This window comes from Alteromonas aquimaris, assembly GCF_026183695.1.
Classification (GTDB): Bacteria; Pseudomonadota; Gammaproteobacteria; order Enterobacterales; family Alteromonadaceae; genus Alteromonas; species Alteromonas aquimaris.
On sequence record NZ_JAPFRD010000012.1, the window covers coordinates 25881 to 47429 of the forward strand.

The window sequence follows — 21549 nt, forward strand, 5'->3', positions numbered from 1 at the left end:
GCAACACTATTTTCAACTCATATCAAGCCTAAATGGCTGGCGTGAAATTCCAGATGATTGCGTATGAAAGTGGCGATAAAAAAGTAACTGTGATCATAACCTTCATGCATATTCAACGTAATGGCAGTATCACTTCGTTGTGCGGCATTCAGCAGGCGCTCCGGTTTTAACTGTTGAGTTAGAAATTGATCAGCGGTGCCCTGCTCTATCAGCATGGGAATCGTATGCTGCCGCTGGGAAATAAGCACCGAGGTATCATAGTCTTCCCAGCCAGACTTATCCTTACCTAAGTAAGCCGAAAAGGCTTTTTTACCCCAGGGGCAGTCTATTGGATTAGCGATAGGGCTAAATGCTGAAACGGAGACATATCGGTTCAATTGGCGCAGGGCAATTACCAGTGCGCCATGCCCCCCCATCGAGTGACCACTGATAGCGCGCTCGTTGGTAACTGGCAATGCTGACTCTACCAGTGCGGGAAGCTCTTCTGTCACATATGAATACATTTGATAGTGTTGTTTCCAGGGTTCTTCTGTTGCATTCACATAAAAGCCTGCACCGAGTCCCAAGGCATAATCGCCACTTTCATCATCTGGCACATCTTCCCCTCGAGGGCTGGTATCTGGCGCAATTAATGCTAAGCCAAGATCAGCAGCCCATTTCATAGCCCCTGCTTTTTGCATAAAATTTTCGTCAGTGCAGGTTAGTCCAGACAACCAGTATAAAACTGGAACTGGGTTATCTTTGTTGGCAAAGGGCGGTAAAAATACGGCAAATGTCATATCACAATGAGTGACCTCAGAGCGATGACGGTAGCGAATATGTCTGCCGCCAAATGCTTTGTTTTCGCTGATCATTTTCATTGACTTTTCCTTAATCAAAACTCACCACACTTCGAATACTTTTGCCTTCATGAAGTAGCTCAAATGCATGGTTGATGTCCTTAAGCGGCATCGTATGAGTGATAAATTTTTTAAGCGGAATCTCACCGTTCAAATATTGTTCTACAATTCCAGGCAGTTCTGACCGTCCTTTTACACCGCCGAAGGCAGTACCGCGCCAGACTCTACCGGTGACCAGTTGGAACGGTCGCGTACTGATTTCTTTGCCAGCTCCCGCTACCCCAATAATGACCGATTCTCCCCACCCCTTATGGCAGCATTCCAACGCAGATCGCATGACATCGACATTACCTATGCACTCAAACGAATAATCCACCCCACCGTCGGTGTACTCAACAATCACCTCTTGAATAGGTTTGGCATAATCTTTCGGATTGATCACATCTGTGGCACCGAGCTGTTTGGCTAACTCAAATTTATCGGTATTGATGTCAATCGCGATAATTTGTTTTGCTTTGGCCATGACGGCTCCAATAATGACAGACAGCCCAATCCCACCTAAGCCAAACACCGCGATCGTCGCACCCGGTTCAGCTTTGGCGGTGTTCAGCACGGCTCCCATCCCGGTGGTGACTCCACATCCGAGTAAACATACTTCTTCAAGCGGAGCGTCTTTATTCACTTTTGCCAGTGAAATTTCAGGCAGCACTGTGTACTCAGAAAAAGTCGACGTCCCCATATAGTGATAGATGGGCTCCCCGTCCTTGGAAAACCGCGTGGTGCCATCTGGCATTAATCCTTTGCCCTGGGTATCACGAATTTTACCGCATAGGTTAGTTTTCCCCGATCGACAAAACTTACACTCTCCGCACTCCGGTGTGTACAGTGGTATGACATGATCACCAGGAACTAGCCCTGTTACTCCCTCGCCGACCGATTCTACGATACCGCCCCCTTCGTGTCCCATTATGCAGGGAAAGACTCCCTCTGGATCTTCGCCTGATAAGGTAAAAGCATCCGTATGACACACTCCTGAGGCCACAATCTTTATCCGTACTTCACCGGCTTTGGGAGGCGCGACATCGATTTTCTCTATTGAAAGTGGCTTGCCAGCCTCCCATGCAACTGCCGCTTGGCAGCTTATAGTTTGTCCGTCCATTGCTCATCCCCAGTTGATTCTAGTAATAAAGTAAAGGGTCTATCGGATTTTTGATCAAGTTCGTTTACAATATCTGCGACATTTTTAAGGTAGTCAGCATGATTAAAAATATCGGACATCATATTATTGGTGGTTTTTCAGCACTATTGTATATCGTCAATACGGTGATATGGACAATTCCCGTATTGGCCTTATCAATATTTAAGCTTATTCCTATATCCAGCTGGCGCCGCTTGATTTCATACATTTTAGACGCCTGTGCCACCGCTTGGATTACATTTAACAACTTAAATCAGAAACTCACCAGCCGCACCAGGTTACATGTGAAAGGCACGGAGTCCCTTGCTCGAAAAGGTTGGTATTTGGTCATTGCCAACCATCAGTCCTGGGTAGATATTCTGGTCCTGCAAAGGGTATTCAACCGCAAAATTCCCTTCCTGAAGTTTTTTCTAAAAAAGGAACTGATCTTTGTGCCCCTGTTAGGGTTAGCGTGGTGGGCACTGGACTTTCCTTTTATGCGCCGTTACAGCAAGTCATTTCTGGCTAAAAACCCACATATGAAGGGCAAAGATATGGAAACTACACGTAAGGCATGCGAAAAATTCAAATTTAAACCCGTTAGTGTCATGAACTTTGTAGAAGGGACCCGCTTTACAAAACATAAACATCATAAACAAGCCTCTCCTTTTTCTCATTTACTCAAGCCAAAAGCGGGCGGAGTAGCCTTCGTATTAAATGCAATGGGTGAACACCTGCATAAACTAGTCGATGTGACAATAGACTATCCCACAGGGGTGCCAACATTTTGGGACTTCATCAGTGGCAAAGTGGGTGACATTCGGGTCAACGTGCAGGTGACACCGATTAAGGATATCGTGCAAGGAGGGATTATTTCTGACAAATATTTCGAAGATCCTCAAGAACGCATAAAATTTCAAGCCTGGCTTAACGATCGCTGGCTGCAAAAAGACAAGTTATTAACTTCCGTTAACTCTACGCAAAATCCATTATGAAAGTCGCAGTATCACTTCTCATTTTTCTCATTCATACACCCTTGCAGATAATTAACCTTGCGTGTTGGGGGTGCCTGATTATTTTTTTTGGCCTGATTAAATTGGCGCTTCCCATTCCCCCCATACAAAAACTGCTGGCCAATTTAATGCACACTTTTCTATTTGGTTTTGGCACTGTGAGTGTGAGGATGGTTCGCTGGTTCAATGATGTCGATGTGCAGATTGATGTGCATGGCGAGTTGTCGAAACAAAACTGGTATCTGATTATGGCCAATCATTTAAGCTGGTTAGACATCATTTTATTGATTGAGTTTGCCGCTAAGCGAATCCCTGCGCCAAAGTTTTTTCTAAAAAAAGAACTCATCTGGATGCCTTTCGTGGGCCTGGGTGCCTGGGCGTTGGAAATGCCGTTTATGAGCCGTTACTCGCAGGCATATTTATCAAAGTATCCTCATAAACGTGGACAGGATATTGAGACTACGAAACGTTACTGTCATAAATTCAAAACTATGCCTACGACGGTAATTAATTTTGTGGAGGGCACCCGTTTCACCGCTAATAAGCACAAACTTAAAAAGAGTTGCTATCAGCACCTACTTCCCCCTAAAGCAGGCGGGATTGCTTTTACATTAGCTACGATGGGTGAATTGTTTACTAATATTTTAGATATATCGTTACTCTATCCAGAAAACAAACGCCACCCCATGTATGCTATGTTAAGTGGACAAATGAAACGCATAGTCATTGATGTGAATATTATTCCAGTGCCTGAAAAAGCGAACAGCGATTATTTTAGTGATAAGGTGTATCGCCAGCAGTTTCAGGAATGGTTGAACGAGTGCTGGGCAATTAAAGATGCCCGCATAGCAAGGATCATGGAGCATTAAATTTGAGTATCGCCTCTTCAGTAAAAAATGAATTCGTCACTTCTATACAAATGCTACTGCCCTCCATTACCACTGAAGATACGTTGTATAACGTTATTGCAGTCAGCACTATTTTAGCTGTTGCGTTTATCGTGCTAATGACATGCCGGGTGATTTTGCGACCACAGATAGGTAAGTGGGTAGAACACACGAAAAACACCTGGGATGATGCTTTGTTTGCCCACGGCTTTTTCCGTCAGTTAATGCATCTCATACCTGCTGTGATCATTTTTATAAGCACACCTGTCTTGATTGATGACATAGGTATTCTGCAAGGCTTTTTAATTAAAGCTGCGCAAATTTATATGCTGTTTACTACGCTTCTTGCCTTGTATGCCATTCTTAATACGCTCGAAGATAAATATAACGAGTCTCATCTTTCCCAACGCGCATCGATTACCGGGTTCATCCAGGTCGCGAAACTGTTTTTAGCGATTATGGTGTTACTGTTTAGCATTTCCCTGATCATTGAAAAAAGCCCGTTAATTATTGTTTCTGGTTTAACTGCGCTGGCCGCAGTGCTCATACTGGTATTTAAAGATACCATCATGGGGTTCGTAGCTGGTATTCAAATCGCTGCCAATCGCATGTTCAATACGGGCGACTGGATTCAAATGGATAAGTTTGGGGTGGACGGGGAGATCATGGAGCTAGGTTTAACCAATGTGAAGGTGCAAAACTGGGATAAAACGATTTCTACCATCCCCTCCTATTCTCTCGTAAATGAAGCGGTGAAAAATTGGCGCGGCATGCAGCTTTCAGGGGGGCGTCGGATAAAACGCGCGATTCATATTGATATGCATTCTGTTAAGTTATGTGATCAAGAAATGCTGAAACGTTTTAGTCAAATCCGCTACATTTCAGAATATATTGATGACAAAGTAAATGAATTAAGGGTTTATCACAAAGATTACTCTATTGATGAATCAGACCTGTTAAATACCCGGAAACTAACTAACATTGGTACGTTTCGCGCGTATATTGAAGCGTACCTCAACAAGCATCCAAAGATAAATCAGTCACTTACCGTTATGGTCCGTCAATTGCCACCCAATGAAGTCGGTTTACCCTTGGAAATTTATTGTTTTAGTGCAGAGAAAGCGTGGGTGGAGTATGAAAAAATCCAGGCGAATATATTTGATCACCTGCTTGCTATGATGCCTTTATTTGATTTAAGAGTATTTCAACGAGACGCCCACCTGATGGCTGTACCCTCATCAAACGTTCAATTAGAGCAGAATATAAAAGCAAAAGGCGAATCCGATTAAAGATTCGCCACTATGTACAATGAGATGTTGGCTAAGTATATGTTACGCCAATGCATAGCCCATTAAAAGACAAATAACTAAGCCCGAAACTCCAAAAAATCCGTACTCGATTTTTTCTTGCATGCCATGAGCGCCACTTTTAGAGCTCATCATGCCCATAATGATGCTGCTTAATCCTAAAACAAATGCAATCAGACCCAGACCAAAACCAATTGCGCTAAACCATTCGTTCATCGTTAAACCTCTAAGTACGGCAGAAATAAAAGTGGGAAAATACCCAACATTTAGTTGTCTTTAACACTACCGAAAAACTATAGCACATTCGACGGTAGCCAAATTTTTTGCGGCGGTATTATGCATGAATTATCGCTCGAAAGGTACATTTAACATGCAAATAGTAGAGTGGTTGAATTTGCCACTTAATTTGACAGCCACTAAAATTTAGTATTATCCACCAAAATCATCCACCCCAACTCATCCAACAGACTGAAATATAAAGAAAATAATTTTGGCTTATCAATTGCTAATATTTTGACATCATTAAGTTTTGATTATTAGGGAATATCAGATGAAAACGCTTATCGCTTTAACCACATCCGCTGCTATCTTGTCCGCTCCCGTTTTTGCTCATCGCTCAGATTCAGATTGCGATGTCAGCTTGGATGGTAATCTTCGCTACCACCAAGGGGTGTTAGAAATTGAATCAGATAACGGCACAACCTTCACCATAAACCAGGCTCATGAGCTTTATGTAGAAAGTAAAAAGCTTGAGTTAAACGCAACTCAGCAGCGAGCGGTAAGTGATTACTATGAAAATATCAGTGATGCCATCCCGATGACAGTGACCATCGCAATGGAAGGGTTGCAATTAGCCAGCAGTGCAGTTTCAGAAGTATTCGCAGAGCTGTTGGGCGACAATGATATTGTGCGTGACTTTGATGAACTATTTACTGAATTAAGCAGTGAAATAAATACGCGGTTCTACGACGAAAACGGGGGTTATCGCGTAGATACCCGCGAATTCAACGACGATGATTGGATGAGCTCTACCTGGGAAGACCGATTTGAAGAAAGGGTAGAATCTTTGGTGGAGCAGTCTATCGGTCGTATCATGATTGCGGTAGGTAAAGAAATGGTGTGGGAAGGAGGCGACATTGACGCTTTTGCGGACAAGATGGAACGTTTCGGTGAAAACATTGAGAATAAAGTTGAGCATCAAGCCGAAGCACTTGAAGATAAAGCGGAGGAATTATGCCATATACTGAAGAAGGCAGATAATGCTGAGGATAGGTTGCAATCATCAATAGGCGAACTTGCGTCCTTAAATGTGCTGGAAATCGATTAGTGACACAAGTAATGCGCTGCAGTGTATGACAATCCGTCCAGGGGGCTGTTCAGCGCAGCTAGTTTTTCCGTCTGCTAAGACAACTGGCTAAAGCCAGGACGGCGCTATCATTAGCCATCGTATAATCGCAATGGCTAATGATGAAAGGCTATTTAAACAAAAGAAGTGAAAAGTTTAGACCTGAATGACACATTCAGATTACGCCTGGCGTGAATTGTTTTTTACATTGTGTTTCCGTTAGAGAAAAGTTTCCTTTCCACCCTCCCCCCCGCCGTAAGATAACCTGGTAGCCTCAATTCATTCTGAGCTTTTTAATCCCACAATTTCAGTTATGCTTGTGCTTATTCACCATGTTTTCAGGTAGATGGAATGCAACGTAATATTACCCTCTGTGGCTGTGGCTGGCTTGGCAATTATTTATTGCCGGTTCTTGCTGATGATTTTCAGGTGTTAGGCACTACCAGGAGTCCTCATCGGGCGGAACAAATCAAAAAAAATGGTGGTGCGGTCTACTTATTTGAACTGGGCGATAATCCCAGCGAACTATGTCAGCAAAGCGAAAATGCCACTGTGATATTAAATATTCCACCAGGTCGTCATCATCAGGAATTCAATACATATTCGCAGCAAATGTGTTCATTAATTGACGCTTTCATGGCACACCATGCGCGCCACCTTATTTTTATTAGTACGACGTCTGTATATGGTGAGAAAGAGCGCATCGTCACCGAAAATTCGGAGCTGATACCGCAAACAGGATCTGCCAAGTCGCACTGCACTATCGAGGCGTATGCAAAACAGCGTGCGGGTGATGCTGCCACCATAGTCCGACTTGCTGGCTTAGTTGGCCCTGATCGTCATCCGGTCACCTCCCTTTCAGGTAAGCAGCTTTCCCAAGCTAATCGAGTGGTGAATCTGGTGCATATTCATGATGTTGTGATTGCATTGAAAAGGGTCGTCGAACAGGGTGCAGCGTCAAAGACCCTTCACCTATGTAGCCTGGTTCATCCAACCCGAAAAGATTACTACACACAATGCGCGATGAAGATGGCACTGCCATTACCTATCTTCGATGAAGACCAAAAAGAGGTAAAAGGAAAGCAGATAGATGCCTCTGCTAGCTGGGAGTATTTGGGGCTGACGCCAAAATACGCCAGCCCGTTTGATATGATAATTTAACCGAACAGGCTTACACCGAAATACTTAAGCGCAACCGTATTCACAAAAATTACGAACAATATGACAGGAATAAAGGTTCCTACAGATATGTCTACATACTTTTCAAAAAAGCTCCCTTTATAGTGGGGAGCCCCCTCGTCTAATGCTTCATTAAAGTTGTGCTTTTTCCATCGATAGATAACAAAAATACAAATTAATAAACCATTAAGCGGGAGAATAGTTTCATAAAACACATCAAATACAATATCGAAGAACGATTTCTGAGTCCCTGCGTAACTCGTAAATGAGGTAAAGAAATCGTTATATCCAAACGACATCGCGCACATGCACGCCAACACGATTAACAACACACCAAGGATCATCAAAGCAGGTTTACGGTTCACATCTTTTTCGCTCATTAAGGCAGCGACGGGCACTTCAAAAATTGACACCAATGATGTTATGGCAGCAAAAAATACCAGTAAGAAAAAGATCCCTGCTACTATCGATGCGCCCATATAACCAATAGTCGCTTGCAAGGCGAGGAAGATTTTTGGCAAAAACGTAAAGATCATGCCAATGGATGATTCGCTTAGCTGAGACGGGTCGGTCTGCGGATTGAAGGAAAATATTGCTGGCAGGATCATTAGTCCTGCGGTAAACGCTACCGCAGTGTCGGTAATTGCAACCAACTTCGCGGAACCCGGTACGTCAGAGCGGTTATCGATATAGCTACCGTAGGTAATCATGATCCCCATGCCCAGCGATAACGAGAAAAACGCCTGAGAAAGTGCACCATTGACCACTTCGGCAGTGATTTTAGAAAAGTCTGGGATTAAATAGAACTTTACACCTGCCATTGCATTGTCCTGGGTAAGAACGAAAATGACAAGTAACAGCAACATTAGAAACAAGGAAGGCATAAGCAACTTTGCGGCCTTTTCGATTCCTTCTTTTACTCCCCCTTGTAAGATAAGGTACACAATGCCAATTACTGCAGCCATATAACCAAAAATCGATGGGCTATTAATAAATTGTCCAAACATTTCTGGATTAGCGAGGGCGTCAAGATTACCCATAAAGACTTCGGCAAGATAACCCAGGATCCAGATCGTGATCACCATATAAAATACAGCAATCATAAACGGTGTAATGATGGAGAGCCAACCTGCAAGCTTCCATCCCGTCGAATTACCTCCCAATATCCGGTAAGCTCCCAATGGGTCTTTTTTTGCTTTTCGTCCTACTGACATTTCTGCCAGCATTACGGGTAGACATATTGCAAAGACAAAAATGGCATACATCAATAAGAACGCACCGCCGCCATTTTTCGCTGCACCGACTGGAAATCCTACCAGATTTCCTATTCCTACGGCAGAGCCCGCTGCCGCCAAAATGAATCCAATGCGCGATCCGAACTGTTCTCTCGCCCCGCTCATACCCTAAATTCCTCTTAAACTTATTATTGTTAACTTGTTGTCCTGATGATTCTGTATTTCTATTTATATAAGGTGAATGGTGTGTAGATGAGTGATATCACACTTTTAAACCCCATCAGGCTTCGGCATGTTAACAGTAGTGAAATCAAAAGTCTTGAGGTTCAATACAAGTTATTTAGGCCTTTAAGGTGGTCAGAGCTTTACCAATTTATTGTCTCGCCTTGCCAGTCGACAAAGCGGCAGTGAGGGGGAGCATGTAAATTGGACGTTATAGATAATAGTTGTCTAACTGCGAAGGCAGGGTCGAATAAATTTTCCGCCTTAACATTAGTCTGGAAAGGTTTGGACAGTCCTGTATCCACCGTGCCGGGTTGATAGCATACCAGCACTGGGTCTTTTAGACGCCGGGCATATTCAATGCTGGCTGTTTTTACTAGCTGATTTAAAGCTGCTTTAGAGGCGCGATACCCATACCACCCGCCTAATTGATTATCTGCAATACTGCCTACTCTGGCGCTTACACAGGTAATAATGGGGCGTTCAGATATGACAATCTCAATCAAATGCTTTAACCAAAGTGCGGGGAGAATGGCGTTGACAGCAAAATAATTGGCTAATTGTTCAACATGAATCTCTTCTAATTTTTTTTCCGGGGCAACCTTATCGTTATGTAACAGCCCAACGGTACAAAACACACGCTTCGCGCGCATTCCCCGTTTTTTCATAGCGCTTATCAGCTGAGCTATTGCTATTTCATCTGCAGTATCCAATTCTTTTTTAATAACATTTTCGGGCCACACAATATTAGCGTCGAATGCGCGTGACACTGCAATTAACGGTGTGCCATGCTCTTGTTCCGCAAGTATTTTAACGAGTATACGTCCAATCCCACCATTCGCTCCGATTACCAGATTGACTGTTTGCATGAATGATCCGCCTAAAGATCTTTGTGGCATAACTTATACCAAACCCCATTGATGTTTGATCAACTCAGATATAGAGGCAGATATCTAGTCAAGGGGCTTTGGTGAAAAGTGAAATGAGGCGAGAGCATTTCGTGCCAAGGTAGCGCGGAATGCATATCCGCCTCTCTCCCCCATTGTACGCGGCTTTTTTACTATTGAGCAGCACCAATTGCGTTCAATTTAGCTCATTGAAACTTTCACACAATTGGCTTATCTAAAGTGCAGAACATCACGCGCTGAGTGAGCAAACCCCAGGGCGGATTGGTATCACGCTTTAAAAGTTTAACAGGATGCCTTGAACTTATCCTGATTAGCACCCACAGTGATATTTTAAATTAACGATTAAGATATATATGCAAACGATTACCTTAGGTGGTGGCTGCTTCTGGTGCATTGAATCAGCCTTTAATAAAGTTGAAGGCGTAGTAAAAGCCGAATCCGGTTATTCAAACGGGTCCAAACCTTCGCCGACATACGAGGAAGTGTGTAGCGGTTCGACAGGTCACGCTGAAGTGGTTCAAGTCTCGTTTGACCCGGAAAGATTATCACTTCGTGAAGTATTAGAAATTTTTTTCGCATTACATGACCCCACTCAGTTAAATCGACAGGGCAACGATATTGGCACTCAATATCGCTCAGGCATTTATTATCATTCGCCAGAGCAGAAAGATGCCGCAGAGCAAATCATTAAAGAAATGGTAGAGGACGAGACGTGGTCAACTCCAATTGTCACAGAGGTAGAAGAAGTAAGTAATTACTACCCTGCTGAAACTTACCATCAAGGATATTTCGAAAGCAACCCGCAAAATCAGTACTGCGCTATGGTAGTGGGGCCTAAGCTGGCTAAGTTTAAAAAAACGTTTGCCAGCAAGTTAAAATAAGCTTGGAAATGGCAGAAAAAGGGGTCGGAGTCATTTATTAGCTAAATGACTCCGACCCCTTTTTACTTTTTACTTCTTATCTCTTTTATTTGAACCAGCCTGGGTTAAGGGGGATAGAGAACAATAAAGGTGCATTAGCTTTGTAGTGCGCTTCCATAGCGGGGCATTTTATATTTTTCAGATAATTTTTTTTCCATGGATCGTTAATCATCCATAGTTGATTACCCAGTACTGCCAACCCCTCTATCGACGCGTTATCCATTACGTCATTCTTATTACAGTTATCAGACACCCCATCGTTGGGTGCAGTAAAATAGAGTGGTATTTTTTTGGTAGTTAATTGCTTATCGATATTAATGATCCACAATTCGTCGTCATTACGCGCCACAGCCAATAAAAAACGTCGTTTCGAAACAGGGTCGATATAAAACTCCAGCCCATTTATGGGGTGATTACCACTTACAAATGTGGGTACAGGCAAATTAGCATCCTTGACCACCGCAAAATCCTTCGAAGACCAGAAATCTTTATCCATCTTCATCGTGAAGATGCGAGGATTGCCCGCCTTATCTTTTTCAAGCGCCAGATAAAGTTGTTTTTCGGGCGAAATCGCCATTCCTTCTATGCCATCGTTAGGGAAGTCGCCTACCTCTAATTTGGCAGGGAATTGAATAGGCCTCGCATGGGTTAGCTCAATTTGGCCGTCATCCTGTCTTTCTAATCTGACCAGTAAAGTAGGGTAATCTGTTGAACCCGTTTTTTCATAGCGCTGCTGACACTTCGGCGACAGTGCGCCGGTACGCGTGGCATCTTCAGTTACGGTATAGAACACGTTAGCATCCGTGGGATCGACAATCAGCGCTTCGTAATCAGGTTCGTCCATTAAATAATTAGCAAAACACCCTCTCCTAACGTGATAACCGGTATTAAACACCGCCCCTTTTGCCGTAAGTTGTGCCGCCATAGGATCGATAATGTGAAGTCTGCGGCGCTGCTCTGGCAATGCGCTGCCATCAGAAATGGTCACCAACTTTCCATTCCAGCTCACTAAGCCGGAAGGCTGAGGGTCACGCATAATTGTGCCGTCTGCTTCCATGAGCCATCTACCATTGACTTGCACCGATGGGGGAATATCTGTCACCGTGTGGTCTTTTGCGTCAGTATCTTGTGGTTCCGCACAGCTTTGGCAGCTGAGAAAAAGCAGTGCCATTCCCCATACTCGTAAATTCATTCGACCTTCCTTTTAATCACGTTAGAATAATCTCCCATTCAATGGCTGCTAGCTAGTGCACCAAGCTATCACACAATTTACAATTGTTTACCGTTTCGTAACAGGCAGACATTGTCATCATCAATACATTTAACTTATAGTTTTGCTCATTTGAAAAATGGAAAATAACATCAGCGAACTAAAAGCATTACCCATTGTGATTGCTGGCCCCATCTTGCGGCGACTTGACGCCGATCGAATGGTTGTCTGGGCTATTTCATCACAGCCCGATGAAATAGCGTTAAACCTATCGCATGCTAAGGGTGTCGTTTCCATTGCAAAACAAAACAACCGCAGTGTTAAAATTGGTGACCATGCCTATGTTTGGCTGTTAGAAGCAAAAGTCGCCTCGCCTTTTGCAGCAGGCGAAGTCTATTACTACGACCTCACTTTTTGCAATAAGGACACTACAGAAATATGGGCAAAAGAAAAACAGCCCCTCCTCTATTCGCCAGAGACTCAGTTTAGTTTTCGTTATCAAAATAAGTTAACCAATATTTTGCATGGGTCGTGCCGGAAACCCCACTTTGAGGGAGAGGATGCATTACTCCAGGCAGATAAATTAGTTGAGCAAGAACGAATAGATGGGACATCTCGCCCTGATCTGCTGCTATTTACCGGTGATCAAGTGTATGCCGATGATGTGGCAGGACCAACGCTTCAGGCTATCCAACAAATTATTCAGCGTTTAAAATTGTTCGATGAGGCACTGGAAGGGGCAGCAATCACCCATAGCAGTGAGTTACCCGGTCACGAACACAATTTTTATCAGAGACAACAAATTCTTCCGCAAATTGCGACCAATTCAACCTTATCAAAATTGTTTTTTGGCGCAGCTAAAAAACCGGTATTCACTTCCGTCAACGCCCAGAACCACCTTATCTCCTTTGCTGAAGTCATGGCCATGTACATTCTGTGCTGGTCAGATGCGATGTGGGAGCATACGCAATTTGACGCTTCAGAAATAAAGGAAGAGTTCAGATCCCGCTTCAGGGAAGAGGAGCCTATCGTAACCGCCTTTTCACAAGGGACGAAAAACGTAAGACGAGTGATGGCGCATATTCCTACCCTGATGATTTTCGATGATCACGACGTGACTGACGACTGGAATCTGACGCGGGGGTGGGAGGAGGAAGTATACAACCATCCTTTTTCTCGCCGAATGGTGGGTAACGCACTTATGGCTTATTGGCTATGCCAAGGCTGGGGCAATGCGCCTGAAAAATTTAACCACATCGAATCATTCGCAAAAAATGTATTCTCACAAAACCAGTTAAATCAGCATGATGAGTTCATTAGCTTATTGTATGAACATGAGCACTGGCATTTTGCGCTGGATACACAACCTCCGTTATATGTGATGGATACGCGAACCCGACGCTGGCGTTCAGAGTCGAGTAACTTAAAACCCTCGGGATTAATGGATTGGGAAGCATTGTGTGAGTTTCAACAAGCAATCATTGGCCAACCTAGTGTCATTGTGGTCTCGGCGGCGCCGATTTACGGCGTCAAAGCCATTGAGGCCATTCAGAAAATATTCACCCAATTCGGTAAAGCATTAACCGTGGACGCGGAAAACTGGATGGCGCATAAGGGAACCGCTAACGTGATATTAAACGTTTTTCGTCATGTAAAAACGCCTCCTGAGTTCATTATCCTATCGGGGGATGTGCATTACTCTTTCGTTTACGATGTGCGTCTTCGTTTTAGACGTAACAGCCCACATATTACTCAGTTTACCTGTAGCGGGCTTAAAAATAGCTTCCCCGCTGGCTTACTCAGAAACCTAGACAGATTAAATCGATGGTTATACGGCCCAGACTCGCCACTTAACCTTTTAACACGCAGGCGCAACATGTCAGTAAGTGCTTGCAAACCTTTCTTGAATAACGCGCAAACGTTAGTCAACAAACCTGCCTTGGGTCAGCTTTTGCTAACGCATGAGCATCGGGTTAAGCAGTGCAAAGTTTTGTGTAATGATGGAGAAAAGGTAGAATTCAGCATTACACCTGACAACCCTAACGAGGAAAAACTCAAATAATGTCTTCCCTGTCTATAGGCCTGTTTTACGGCTCCACCACGTGCTACACCGAAATGGCTGCAGAAAAAATTCAAGCGCAACTGAACGCGCTGTTTGATGAGCAAGTGGTTAGCATGTACAACATTCAGGAAACCCCCTTAAAGCACGCTGAGCAGTTTGACATTATCATTTTTGGTATTTCCACCTGGGATTTTGGTGAATTACAAGAAGACTGGGAATCCTGCTGGGAAGATGTCTATAAGTTAGAACTTCGCGGTAAAACCATTGCACTGTTTGGATTAGGAGATCAAATCGGCTATACCGACTGGTTTCAGGACGCTCTGGGAATGCTGCACGATGCACTTCTGCCATTGGAGTGTAAGATTATCGGTTACTGGCCTAATCAGGGCTACGAATTTGCCGAGTCAAAAGCGCTGACCGAGGACAAATCTCACTTTGTGGGTTTATCGCTGGATGATGAAAATCAATATGATCTCACTGAAGAGCGCATTCACTCTTGGTGTCTTCAGCTTCTTGAAGAGTTAAGTTAATCTTTAATGCAACGAGAAAAAAGTCGCCTTCATCGCGAATACTTTCGTAACGGCAATTCTCATAGGGATGGCGCCGATGTTTCTTTTCAGGATATTAAAAAGCTTTTTAACTTTCGTACTATCACTATTGGGCGATGGGTAAGCGCGCAGGAGCAACAAATCGCTGCCAATTTATTTTTTGATGCGCTTTACGATTTGGCCGATATTTTACATGTGAGCGAACAAGTTATTTCGTTGAATGGCAGCTTATCGTTAGCGTTCGGAAGTGGAGGAGAAAAGCATGTCAGTGCACACTATCATCCCGGCAGGCGTCAATTAGCACTGGCTAAAAATGCAGGAGGCGGGGCATTAGCGCACGAATGGTTTCACGCATTTGATCACTATATCGCAGGTAAGGTGTTTGCGGCGTCTCAAGCAAAGGATTTCGCCTCAGCACTCTGGCTTGCAGAGGCGACCCTGTTGTCCCATCCGCTCAACCTTAAATTAGATCATTGTTTTAAGGCTATTTTTTTAGACGAAACCTACACACCAAATGAGTTTGTAAATCGCAGTATACAAGCGGATAAGGCTATGGGCATGTATTACTACTCTCAACCACAGGAGCTGGCGGCCAGGGCATTCGAGGCATGCGTGCAGGATAATGTGATAAAAAACGCGTTTTTGGTTCAGGGGACGAAACAGTCGGCCGAGGCTAGACTTGGTATCTATCCTCATGATATCTTGCGAAATCGAATACAAAATGCCTTTTTTGATTACTTTGCGCATTTAGGATTGGGTGTATCCCAAAGCAAACAGATGCAAAAGGCAGATAGCGTTGTAGCCGGTCAGTGAGTAGACATACCAAGCTGATTCATGAGAAAAGTAATCCAGTTTTGTAACAAAATACTATTTATTTTGATTACATACAGTATACTTAACCGTTCAAGTGTAAGAGAAGAAAGTACCGAAAGATGAAAAGAAAGAAGCATACTTCCGCCGATGACGAGGCGCAAATCGACATGACCCCCATGTTGGACATCGTGTTCATCATGTTGATTTTCTTCATTGTTACCACTTCATTCGTGAAAGAGAAAGGATTGGATGTTAACCGTCCTGAAAACAATACAAAAACGGACAAACCTTCTAAGTCATTATCAATCCGTATAGATGCCAATGGCACTATTATGATGAATGGACGTGAAGTGGATATTCGTCGTGTGGTGGCGAATACCCAGACCTTTTTAGCAGAAAACAATACCGATTCTGCTGGTATTCAAGCCGATAAGGATACTGAGCATGGTGTTGTGGTAGAAGTGATGAACCAGGTCAAAATTGCTGGAATCGAAAAAGTTTCAGTGCTGGTTAAATCTTAACTATTCATGCATTATAAAAAAACCGCCTAGATGGCGGTTTTTTTATTTATCATTTTAAACTTTTTCTGCAACGCGTAATTTAGTATTACTTATTTTTGTTCTGCAACCGAGAGTTGCCACTTAACTTGCACACGAGCCGATATATGGATAAACAAGTTTATACGTTTGATGCAGCCCTGTATGATGAACTCAAAGGCATCAACATACTTCAGGCCGTTGCTCCATTGAACTACCGCCAAGAAAAAGCCGCCTTTCTTGATTCCAACTATCGGTATACGCCAAGATTTAATTATGCCAAAACCGAGGTTGATGTCTTCTCACGTAAAAGAGCGCTTTACAATCTTCCCTTAGAGTCGCTAACCCATCCTACCCTCATTACGCTTTATCAGCAGGTAATTCATTCATATGCGGATAAACTTGACCAATTTCTGGCAGTGGGCACACCTGATTTTCTGTACGATTCCATGCGTTACTACGGTGAACCCTCTGTCAAAGATATTCGCAATGCCCACTTTATTTTACATCTCCCAGATGAACCTGAGGAAAATGAAACAGAGTATGATTCAGCCGGAATTAGCAAGTGGTTAACCGCCTTTGCCGAAAACGCCGGGTACGATTACGACATTGTGCTAGATAATACGATGATTGCGAATGCGATGGTTTCAGACATAAAAGTGAAAGTAAACCAGAGTGCTCGAATTAAGGAAACCGAACTAAAAGCGCTTGCGCATCATGAGTTAGGCGTACATTTAGCTACCACCTTAAACGCCAAACAACAGCCGCTGAAAATCATGACGCTAGGCTCACCCGTTAATACAACAACGCAAGAAGGCTTGGCGATTTTATGCGAGTACCTGTCAGGCAATTTGACCCTCTCACGTTTGAAAGTGTTAGCGATGCGAGTGTTAGCTGTCGCCTCTCTCATCAAAGATAAGCACTTTAACGAAACCTTTTTACTGTTAAAAGAGCAGTATCACGTGCCAGACGAGCAAGCTTTTACCATTACTGCCCGCGTGTACCGTGGTGGCGGTTTCACTAAAGATTATTTGTATTTGCAGGGTTTTAGGCAAATGTTAAATGCCTACGAACAGCGGCAGGATTTTCATCATTTATTGTGTGGTAAGGCGTCGCTTGAACAGTTGGATCTGATATCCGAGATGGTGAATGAAGGTTATCTGATTGCGCCTAAATTCATTAGTCCAGCTATCAAACAACCGGCCCAATTAAGTGAAGTAGATAAATTTATTGCGCATGCGATTAAATAAGAAAGCCGGCTCACGCCGGCTTCTTTTTACTTTTTAATTAAGTTGTACCACTGCTATGAAATGTCTCTCTTCATCGCAAGTGTATAAAAACTGCCTTAGAAGCGGTTTTCCCATTCACTATACTTTCCGCTTTTTCAAGCGAACCAGCGAAGCGAGCAATAACCACGCAGTGGCCGGCGCAAATACCTCGGCCGGTGTGATCACACTTAGTGCGGAAAACACGGCTGTCTGACTTTCCGTGTAAACCCCAACATTGCCACCAGCGAATAACAGATCGTCGAAGTTAAAATTGACAGCTGATTCGGTCAACTCCGGGTTCTGGCTTGATGGAGTTTGAGCTGATTGATCTCCTTGCACGTTTTGCGTGGTACCCGTTAACGTAAGGGCAAAACTACTTCCTTCGCGGGTAAGTGAGAATGAATACAAAGCTTCATCTACCCAGAAAAGATTGGCCCAATTCATCACCGTATTGCTCACGCCACCTTCTTCTTTGACCAGAAATAAGCCTGACTTGCCGGTAATATCACTCACCCCGCCCTGGCTCCAGCCGAGGCGATAATGATTGTCTGCATCCTGCCAGCCGAAAACAATTCCTAAGATATCGTCGTCGTTACATGAACCCTCGTCGGGTGTCGCACATGCGCTGTTTGAGGCATAGGTAGGAGAAAATTTACCGCTAAAGACAAAATCACTGTTTATTGAAAAATCACTGATCAACGAGCCCGATGAGTTGCTTAGCTTAGTTGGCGTGTTAGAGAGCAACCGCGTCCAGCCATCTTTGGTGCTGATGCGATTAGACGATGGGGACAACTCATAACTCCAGTTTTTGGTATCAACTGGGATCACTGCTGCGGAGCTTACACCCGAAATACAAATTGCAAAAACTGCTGCAAACAACCTTTTCAAAGAACTTCTCCACTGGTATTTTGCCTGCATTTTAATCAATAGTGGGGGTAAAGGCAATTTATCTTTGTCGGCTACTCGATTAGTAGCACTACACGCTTGCACCAGTATTTAACAAGTGGTAAAACCCTTTAACATAGAATCTATACTGCAACCCAATCAAGTAGCATCTCTCTGTTTTTATATAAACAAGTACAATAAATTATGCGCTATTTTTCCAGATGTTTAAATTTCGCCATAGCATTGGCAGGGATCGCATTAGGGCCGACCGCCCTGGCGCAAACCACCAACTTGACTCCCCAACAATTCTGGCAAACATTCGAACAAGCTTATAATGAAACGCTGCAGGTGATGGAAACCCCGCAAGCGCTAACGGATGCTGCGGCGATACTTAATACCTCATGTGCAGCGCGTATTTTGCCGCATGGTATTTCACCCTATCTGCAAGAACAGGCCGAATACTGGAAGCACAATTATGGCATAGAGCTGCGAGCCGGATTAACCAGTGGCGATATTGAATCCAGCGACTTCGATGAGCAAGGCAGTACGTATGTTGAATTGTCTTGGGACGTGTTAGATAACGGCTATAAAGAATTTCAACACCGTAGCAAAGACTTTAAACGCAAGGCGCAATTAGAAAAAGTTTTATATGATATTCGCAAACAGACATTTGATTACCGCTGTCGAGAGTATCAAATTCACGCACGTTTCGACAGCACCTTACTTTCTTTAAAGCGTACCTTATTGGCTTTGATGGAAAAAGTTTATCTGGTGGAGGAAGAAGCCTATTTTAAAGGGGATAGCTATCTTGACGAGTTACTTCTGTCTGAAGAGTCAGTGGTGCAGTTACGCTACCAGATTGAACAGTTAGAAAGTACTGTCGAAGCACAAGAACATGTGACGAACCCGCCGCTGATAGACGTAGATATTGATGCCATCCTGCTGGCGACTCAGAATAATACAAGCTTACATACGGTTCAGCGACTACAACGACAGGAATACGCAAATACCAACCCTTACCAGAATGGTGCCCGGTTACGTCTATTTCTTAGAAAAGAGTTAGATATCCTCGCCTCCCAGAGGGACGACCTGGTAGCAGGATTACGCTTTTCCATGCCCATTACCTTCAAGCAAAAAGTAGATGAGTCTTTAAAGCTGAACCGGATAGAAAAAGATGCCGAGGCTGACACCTGGGAGCGCATTCAACGTATAAAATACGCGTATACTAGCTATCAGGAGCAATTACAGCGGGTTATCACCCAAAAATACCGCTACAAACGAGCTAATGAGCGTATTCGAAGGGTGTTAGTCAAACAGTCGCTGAATGAGTCATTGCGTCCGTCTGCTGTTGTCGCCCGCCTTAAAAACTACGCTGAGTCTGCCATCGAGCTACTCGAGGCCAAACGAGAACTGTATGCCCGAATTAACAATATCTTTCTGGTTAGTCACGTCCCCTTTACCGCTGACAAACTTGCCCCGGCGCCCAACGTCGAGTTAACCAACCGTCACCGACCTAACTTGCGCGCTATGTATATATGGTCTGATACATTTAATCAGATGAGTAACGCACAGCTGCATTTATTGCTGCGTACGAAACAAATTCATCGCCCAGTTGTTTCGTTTTCTAAAAATACAAACTTACCTAAACTGACTGAGTTTATAGCTGAGCAAAAGAAAAAGAATAAGCCTGTTGAGCTGATGTTAAGCACGAACACATGGATCCGCAAAGACAAACGCCCACAAGCATTATCCTATATTGGTAACGTAATCACGTATGCCCACACGGTACATCTGGATATTGAACCTCAGGTACTCGCAGATTATGACGAGAAAAAGGATGCCTATCAGCAGGACTATATTGAGCTGATAAGCGCTATCAGGACAGCTTACCCTGACCTTGAACTTTCTATTTCAGTCCCGTTTCATTGGCAGGAAAGCACCTACCGCAAGCTTCAACCACTAGTAAAACGCATGTATGTCATGCTTTATGAATCACCCGTAGCGGAGGTGATTAAGCGTAGAGCCAGTAAATTACTGCCGATTATCGGCCGCGATAAATTCGTTGCAGCGCTGAGAACGAATGATTTTGCTAATGAATATGAACTGGAAAAAATGATCCGTCGCCTTACCACTGAGGGTGTGAATGAGTTTGCGATTCACGATGCCAAAGGCGTAATTAGTTGGGAACAGTTGCCATGAAACTTCACAATAAAAAGAGTGTGTTACACGCCGCACCGCATTCACATCCTCCAAGAAAGAAAACCCCCATTATTACCCAGTGGCTTTATATTATTTTCTTGATCGGCATTTGCCTGTATGTACTGTATTTTGTGTGGAAACAGGCATTTACTATTCAGACTGCCGGGGTGATTGAAACCCAGTCATTTAGCATAAAATCGCCCTACTCCGGGTTACTTACTAGCTTTGCGCCCGAACATGGCCAGCAAATCTCCCGCGGCGACATCATCGGTATGGTCTCACCACTGGAAACCTGTGAACCTGAAGACAACACAAAAGATGAGCGCGCTTTGCGTTACCGAATTCAGGACGCGAAATTCGACCTGCAATTATTAATTGATGAACATCAAATTGACCAGCGGGAATATGAACGATTGCAGACACAAGACAGAAAGCTTAAGCGAGCATTGGAAGTAAACGCGCCCCTGAACAACGAAAGTGATAAATTACGTCTGAAATTAGCCAAACAACAGGCAGAAATAAACGTTGAAAAAGCCAAAGTGAAGGCGTTAGAGGCAAGGTATCACGAATTAACTGCGTTACCCCCTACGATCGAGCCGGCCCGCTGCCGCCCTCGCGCGATTGTGGCAAATCAGTCAGGCACGGTGGCAGCCGTGCCTGCCACTCAGGGAGATGCGGTCAAGGCGGGTGAAACTATATTGACACTCATGCCTGACAATCCAAAACTTACTCTTACAGCATATCTTGAGGTCAGTGAGTTTAATGATCTTGTCGTTGGCGATACCCTTTCAATTATTCTACCCGATGAATCTCACTCAAGCGGCAGGGTAGTTCAGATCGCTTCGTCTGCTACTGGTCGCCACGACTTAGAGTATGACAACTACCGTCCCGTGTTACCTCAACTAAAGGTTACCTTGGTACCCACCGATGTTACAGAAGCACAGAAATGGGTTCGCTTTGATAAGTTTCAGGTTTTAGTCGAAGGAGTAGAGTGAA

20 protein-coding genes are annotated in these 21549 nt (G+C 43.9%); 13 read left to right on the forward strand and 7 right to left on the reverse strand.

From position 1 onward, the window contains the following. Positions 1–17 precede the first annotated feature (17 nt). Together fghA and OPS25_RS14090 are read right to left on the reverse strand one after the other, a co-directional pair. On the reverse strand, positions 18–860 hold the full coding sequence (gene fghA, locus OPS25_RS14085) for an S-formylglutathione hydrolase (RefSeq protein ID WP_265618474.1): 843 nt from the start codon (positions 858–860) through the stop codon (positions 18–20). 10 nt (positions 861–870) lie between these two features. After that, on the reverse strand, positions 871–1998 hold the full coding sequence (locus tag OPS25_RS14090) for an S-(hydroxymethyl)glutathione dehydrogenase/class III alcohol dehydrogenase (protein ID WP_268741505.1): 1128 nt from the start codon (positions 1996–1998) through the stop codon (positions 871–873). Positions 1999–2096: 98 nt separating this feature from the next. Between OPS25_RS14090 and OPS25_RS14095 the strand changes: the two genes are divergently transcribed. Genes OPS25_RS14095 through OPS25_RS14105 form a run of 3 tightly spaced genes read left to right on the forward strand, consistent with a single transcriptional unit; the run spans position 2097 to position 5205 of the window. Further along, positions 2097–3011, forward strand: coding sequence for an acyltransferase (locus tag OPS25_RS14095; protein ID WP_265618475.1), 915 nt, complete (start codon positions 2097–2099; stop codon positions 3009–3011). Continuing rightward, positions 3005–3898: an acyltransferase gene (locus OPS25_RS14100; protein ID WP_265618570.1), complete on the forward strand. Its 894-nt coding sequence runs from the start codon at positions 3005–3007 to the stop codon at positions 3896–3898. Before OPS25_RS14095 ends, OPS25_RS14100 begins: the two co-directional genes overlap by 7 nt. A 50-nt stretch (positions 3899–3948) precedes the next feature. Next, positions 3949–5205: a mechanosensitive ion channel family protein gene (locus OPS25_RS14105; protein WP_407080246.1), complete on the forward strand. Its 1257-nt coding sequence runs from the start codon at positions 3949–3951 to the stop codon at positions 5203–5205. 42 nt (positions 5206–5247) lie between these two features. Here the strand turns inward: OPS25_RS14105 and OPS25_RS14110 are convergent, their stop codons facing one another. After that, the gene (locus tag OPS25_RS14110; protein WP_265618477.1) at positions 5248–5439 is read right to left on the reverse strand and encodes a hypothetical protein; all 192 of its coding nucleotides are present in this window, start codon (positions 5437–5439) and stop codon (positions 5248–5250) included. A gap of 334 nt (positions 5440–5773) precedes the next feature. Between OPS25_RS14110 and OPS25_RS14115 the strand changes: the two genes are divergently transcribed. Then, positions 5774–6550 carry a DUF2884 family protein gene (locus OPS25_RS14115; protein WP_265618478.1) on the forward strand — a complete coding sequence of 259 codons (777 nt, stop codon included), beginning with the start codon at positions 5774–5776 and terminating at the stop codon, positions 6548–6550. 369 nt (positions 6551–6919) lie between these two features. Continuing rightward, positions 6920–7729 (forward strand): NAD(P)H-binding protein, encoded by an 810-nt coding sequence (locus OPS25_RS14120; protein WP_265618479.1) that lies wholly within the window; start codon positions 6920–6922, stop codon positions 7727–7729. Here OPS25_RS14120 and OPS25_RS14125 read toward each other — a convergent pair. Together OPS25_RS14125 and OPS25_RS14130 are read right to left on the reverse strand one after the other, a co-directional pair. Next, on the reverse strand, positions 7726–9147 hold the full coding sequence (locus tag OPS25_RS14125) for a sodium-dependent transporter (RefSeq protein WP_265618480.1): 1422 nt from the start codon (positions 9145–9147) through the stop codon (positions 7726–7728). The two genes, OPS25_RS14120 and OPS25_RS14125, sit on opposite strands and share 4 nt — an antisense overlap. A gap of 200 nt (positions 9148–9347) precedes the next feature. Further along, positions 9348–10073, reverse strand: a complete 726-nt coding sequence (locus OPS25_RS14130; protein WP_265618481.1) for an SDR family NAD(P)-dependent oxidoreductase — start codon at positions 10071–10073, stop codon at positions 9348–9350. A 392-nt stretch (positions 10074–10465) separates the two neighbouring features. Here OPS25_RS14130 and msrA point away from each other — a divergent pair, with 392 nt between their 5' ends. Further along, entirely contained in the window at positions 10466–10993 is a 528-nt protein-coding gene (msrA, locus tag OPS25_RS14135; protein ID WP_265618482.1) for a peptide-methionine (S)-S-oxide reductase MsrA, read from the forward strand. 85 nt (positions 10994–11078) lie between these two features. Here the strand turns inward: msrA and OPS25_RS14140 are convergent, their stop codons facing one another. Beyond that, the gene (locus OPS25_RS14140; RefSeq protein ID WP_265618484.1) at positions 11079–12224 is read right to left on the reverse strand and encodes an esterase-like activity of phytase family protein; all 1146 of its coding nucleotides are present in this window, start codon (positions 12222–12224) and stop codon (positions 11079–11081) included. A 157-nt stretch (positions 12225–12381) separates the two neighbouring features. Here OPS25_RS14140 and OPS25_RS14145 point away from each other — a divergent pair, with 157 nt between their 5' ends. From OPS25_RS14145 to OPS25_RS14165, 5 genes are all read left to right on the forward strand, one after another. Next, positions 12382–14304, forward strand: coding sequence for a metallophosphoesterase family protein (locus tag OPS25_RS14145; protein WP_265618486.1), 1923 nt, complete (start codon positions 12382–12384; stop codon positions 14302–14304). Continuing rightward, positions 14304–14834, forward strand: coding sequence for a flavodoxin FldB (fldB, locus tag OPS25_RS14150; RefSeq protein ID WP_265618487.1), 531 nt, complete (start codon positions 14304–14306; stop codon positions 14832–14834). Before OPS25_RS14145 ends, fldB begins: the two co-directional genes overlap by 1 nt. Before the next feature lie 6 nt (positions 14835–14840). Continuing rightward, positions 14841–15665 carry a CLCA_X family protein gene (locus OPS25_RS14155; RefSeq protein WP_265618488.1) on the forward strand — a complete coding sequence of 275 codons (825 nt, stop codon included), beginning with the start codon at positions 14841–14843 and terminating at the stop codon, positions 15663–15665. A gap of 119 nt (positions 15666–15784) precedes the next feature. Further along, a complete protein-coding gene (locus OPS25_RS14160; protein ID WP_265618490.1) occupies positions 15785–16186 on the forward strand; it encodes an ExbD/TolR family protein in 402 nt (133 codons plus the stop codon). A 143-nt stretch (positions 16187–16329) separates the two neighbouring features. Continuing rightward, positions 16330–17451 carry a flavohemoglobin expression-modulating QEGLA motif protein gene (locus OPS25_RS14165; RefSeq protein ID WP_265618491.1) on the forward strand — a complete coding sequence of 374 codons (1122 nt, stop codon included), beginning with the start codon at positions 16330–16332 and terminating at the stop codon, positions 17449–17451. A 117-nt stretch (positions 17452–17568) separates the two neighbouring features. Here OPS25_RS14165 and OPS25_RS14170 read toward each other — a convergent pair whose 3' ends face one another. Beyond that, a complete protein-coding gene (locus tag OPS25_RS14170) occupies positions 17569–18357 on the reverse strand; it encodes a hypothetical protein (protein WP_265618492.1) in 789 nt (262 codons plus the stop codon). Between the two features lie 201 nt (positions 18358–18558). On the opposite strand from OPS25_RS14170, the gene OPS25_RS14175 reads away from it, so the two are divergent. Continuing rightward, positions 18559–20553, forward strand: coding sequence for a hypothetical protein (locus tag OPS25_RS14175; protein WP_265618494.1), 1995 nt, complete (start codon positions 18559–18561; stop codon positions 20551–20553). After that, a complete protein-coding gene (locus OPS25_RS14180) occupies positions 20550–21548 on the forward strand; it encodes an HlyD family efflux transporter periplasmic adaptor subunit (protein WP_265618495.1) in 999 nt (332 codons plus the stop codon). The genes OPS25_RS14175 and OPS25_RS14180 overlap by 4 nt, the downstream gene beginning before the upstream one ends. Position 21549 lies beyond the last annotated feature (1 nt).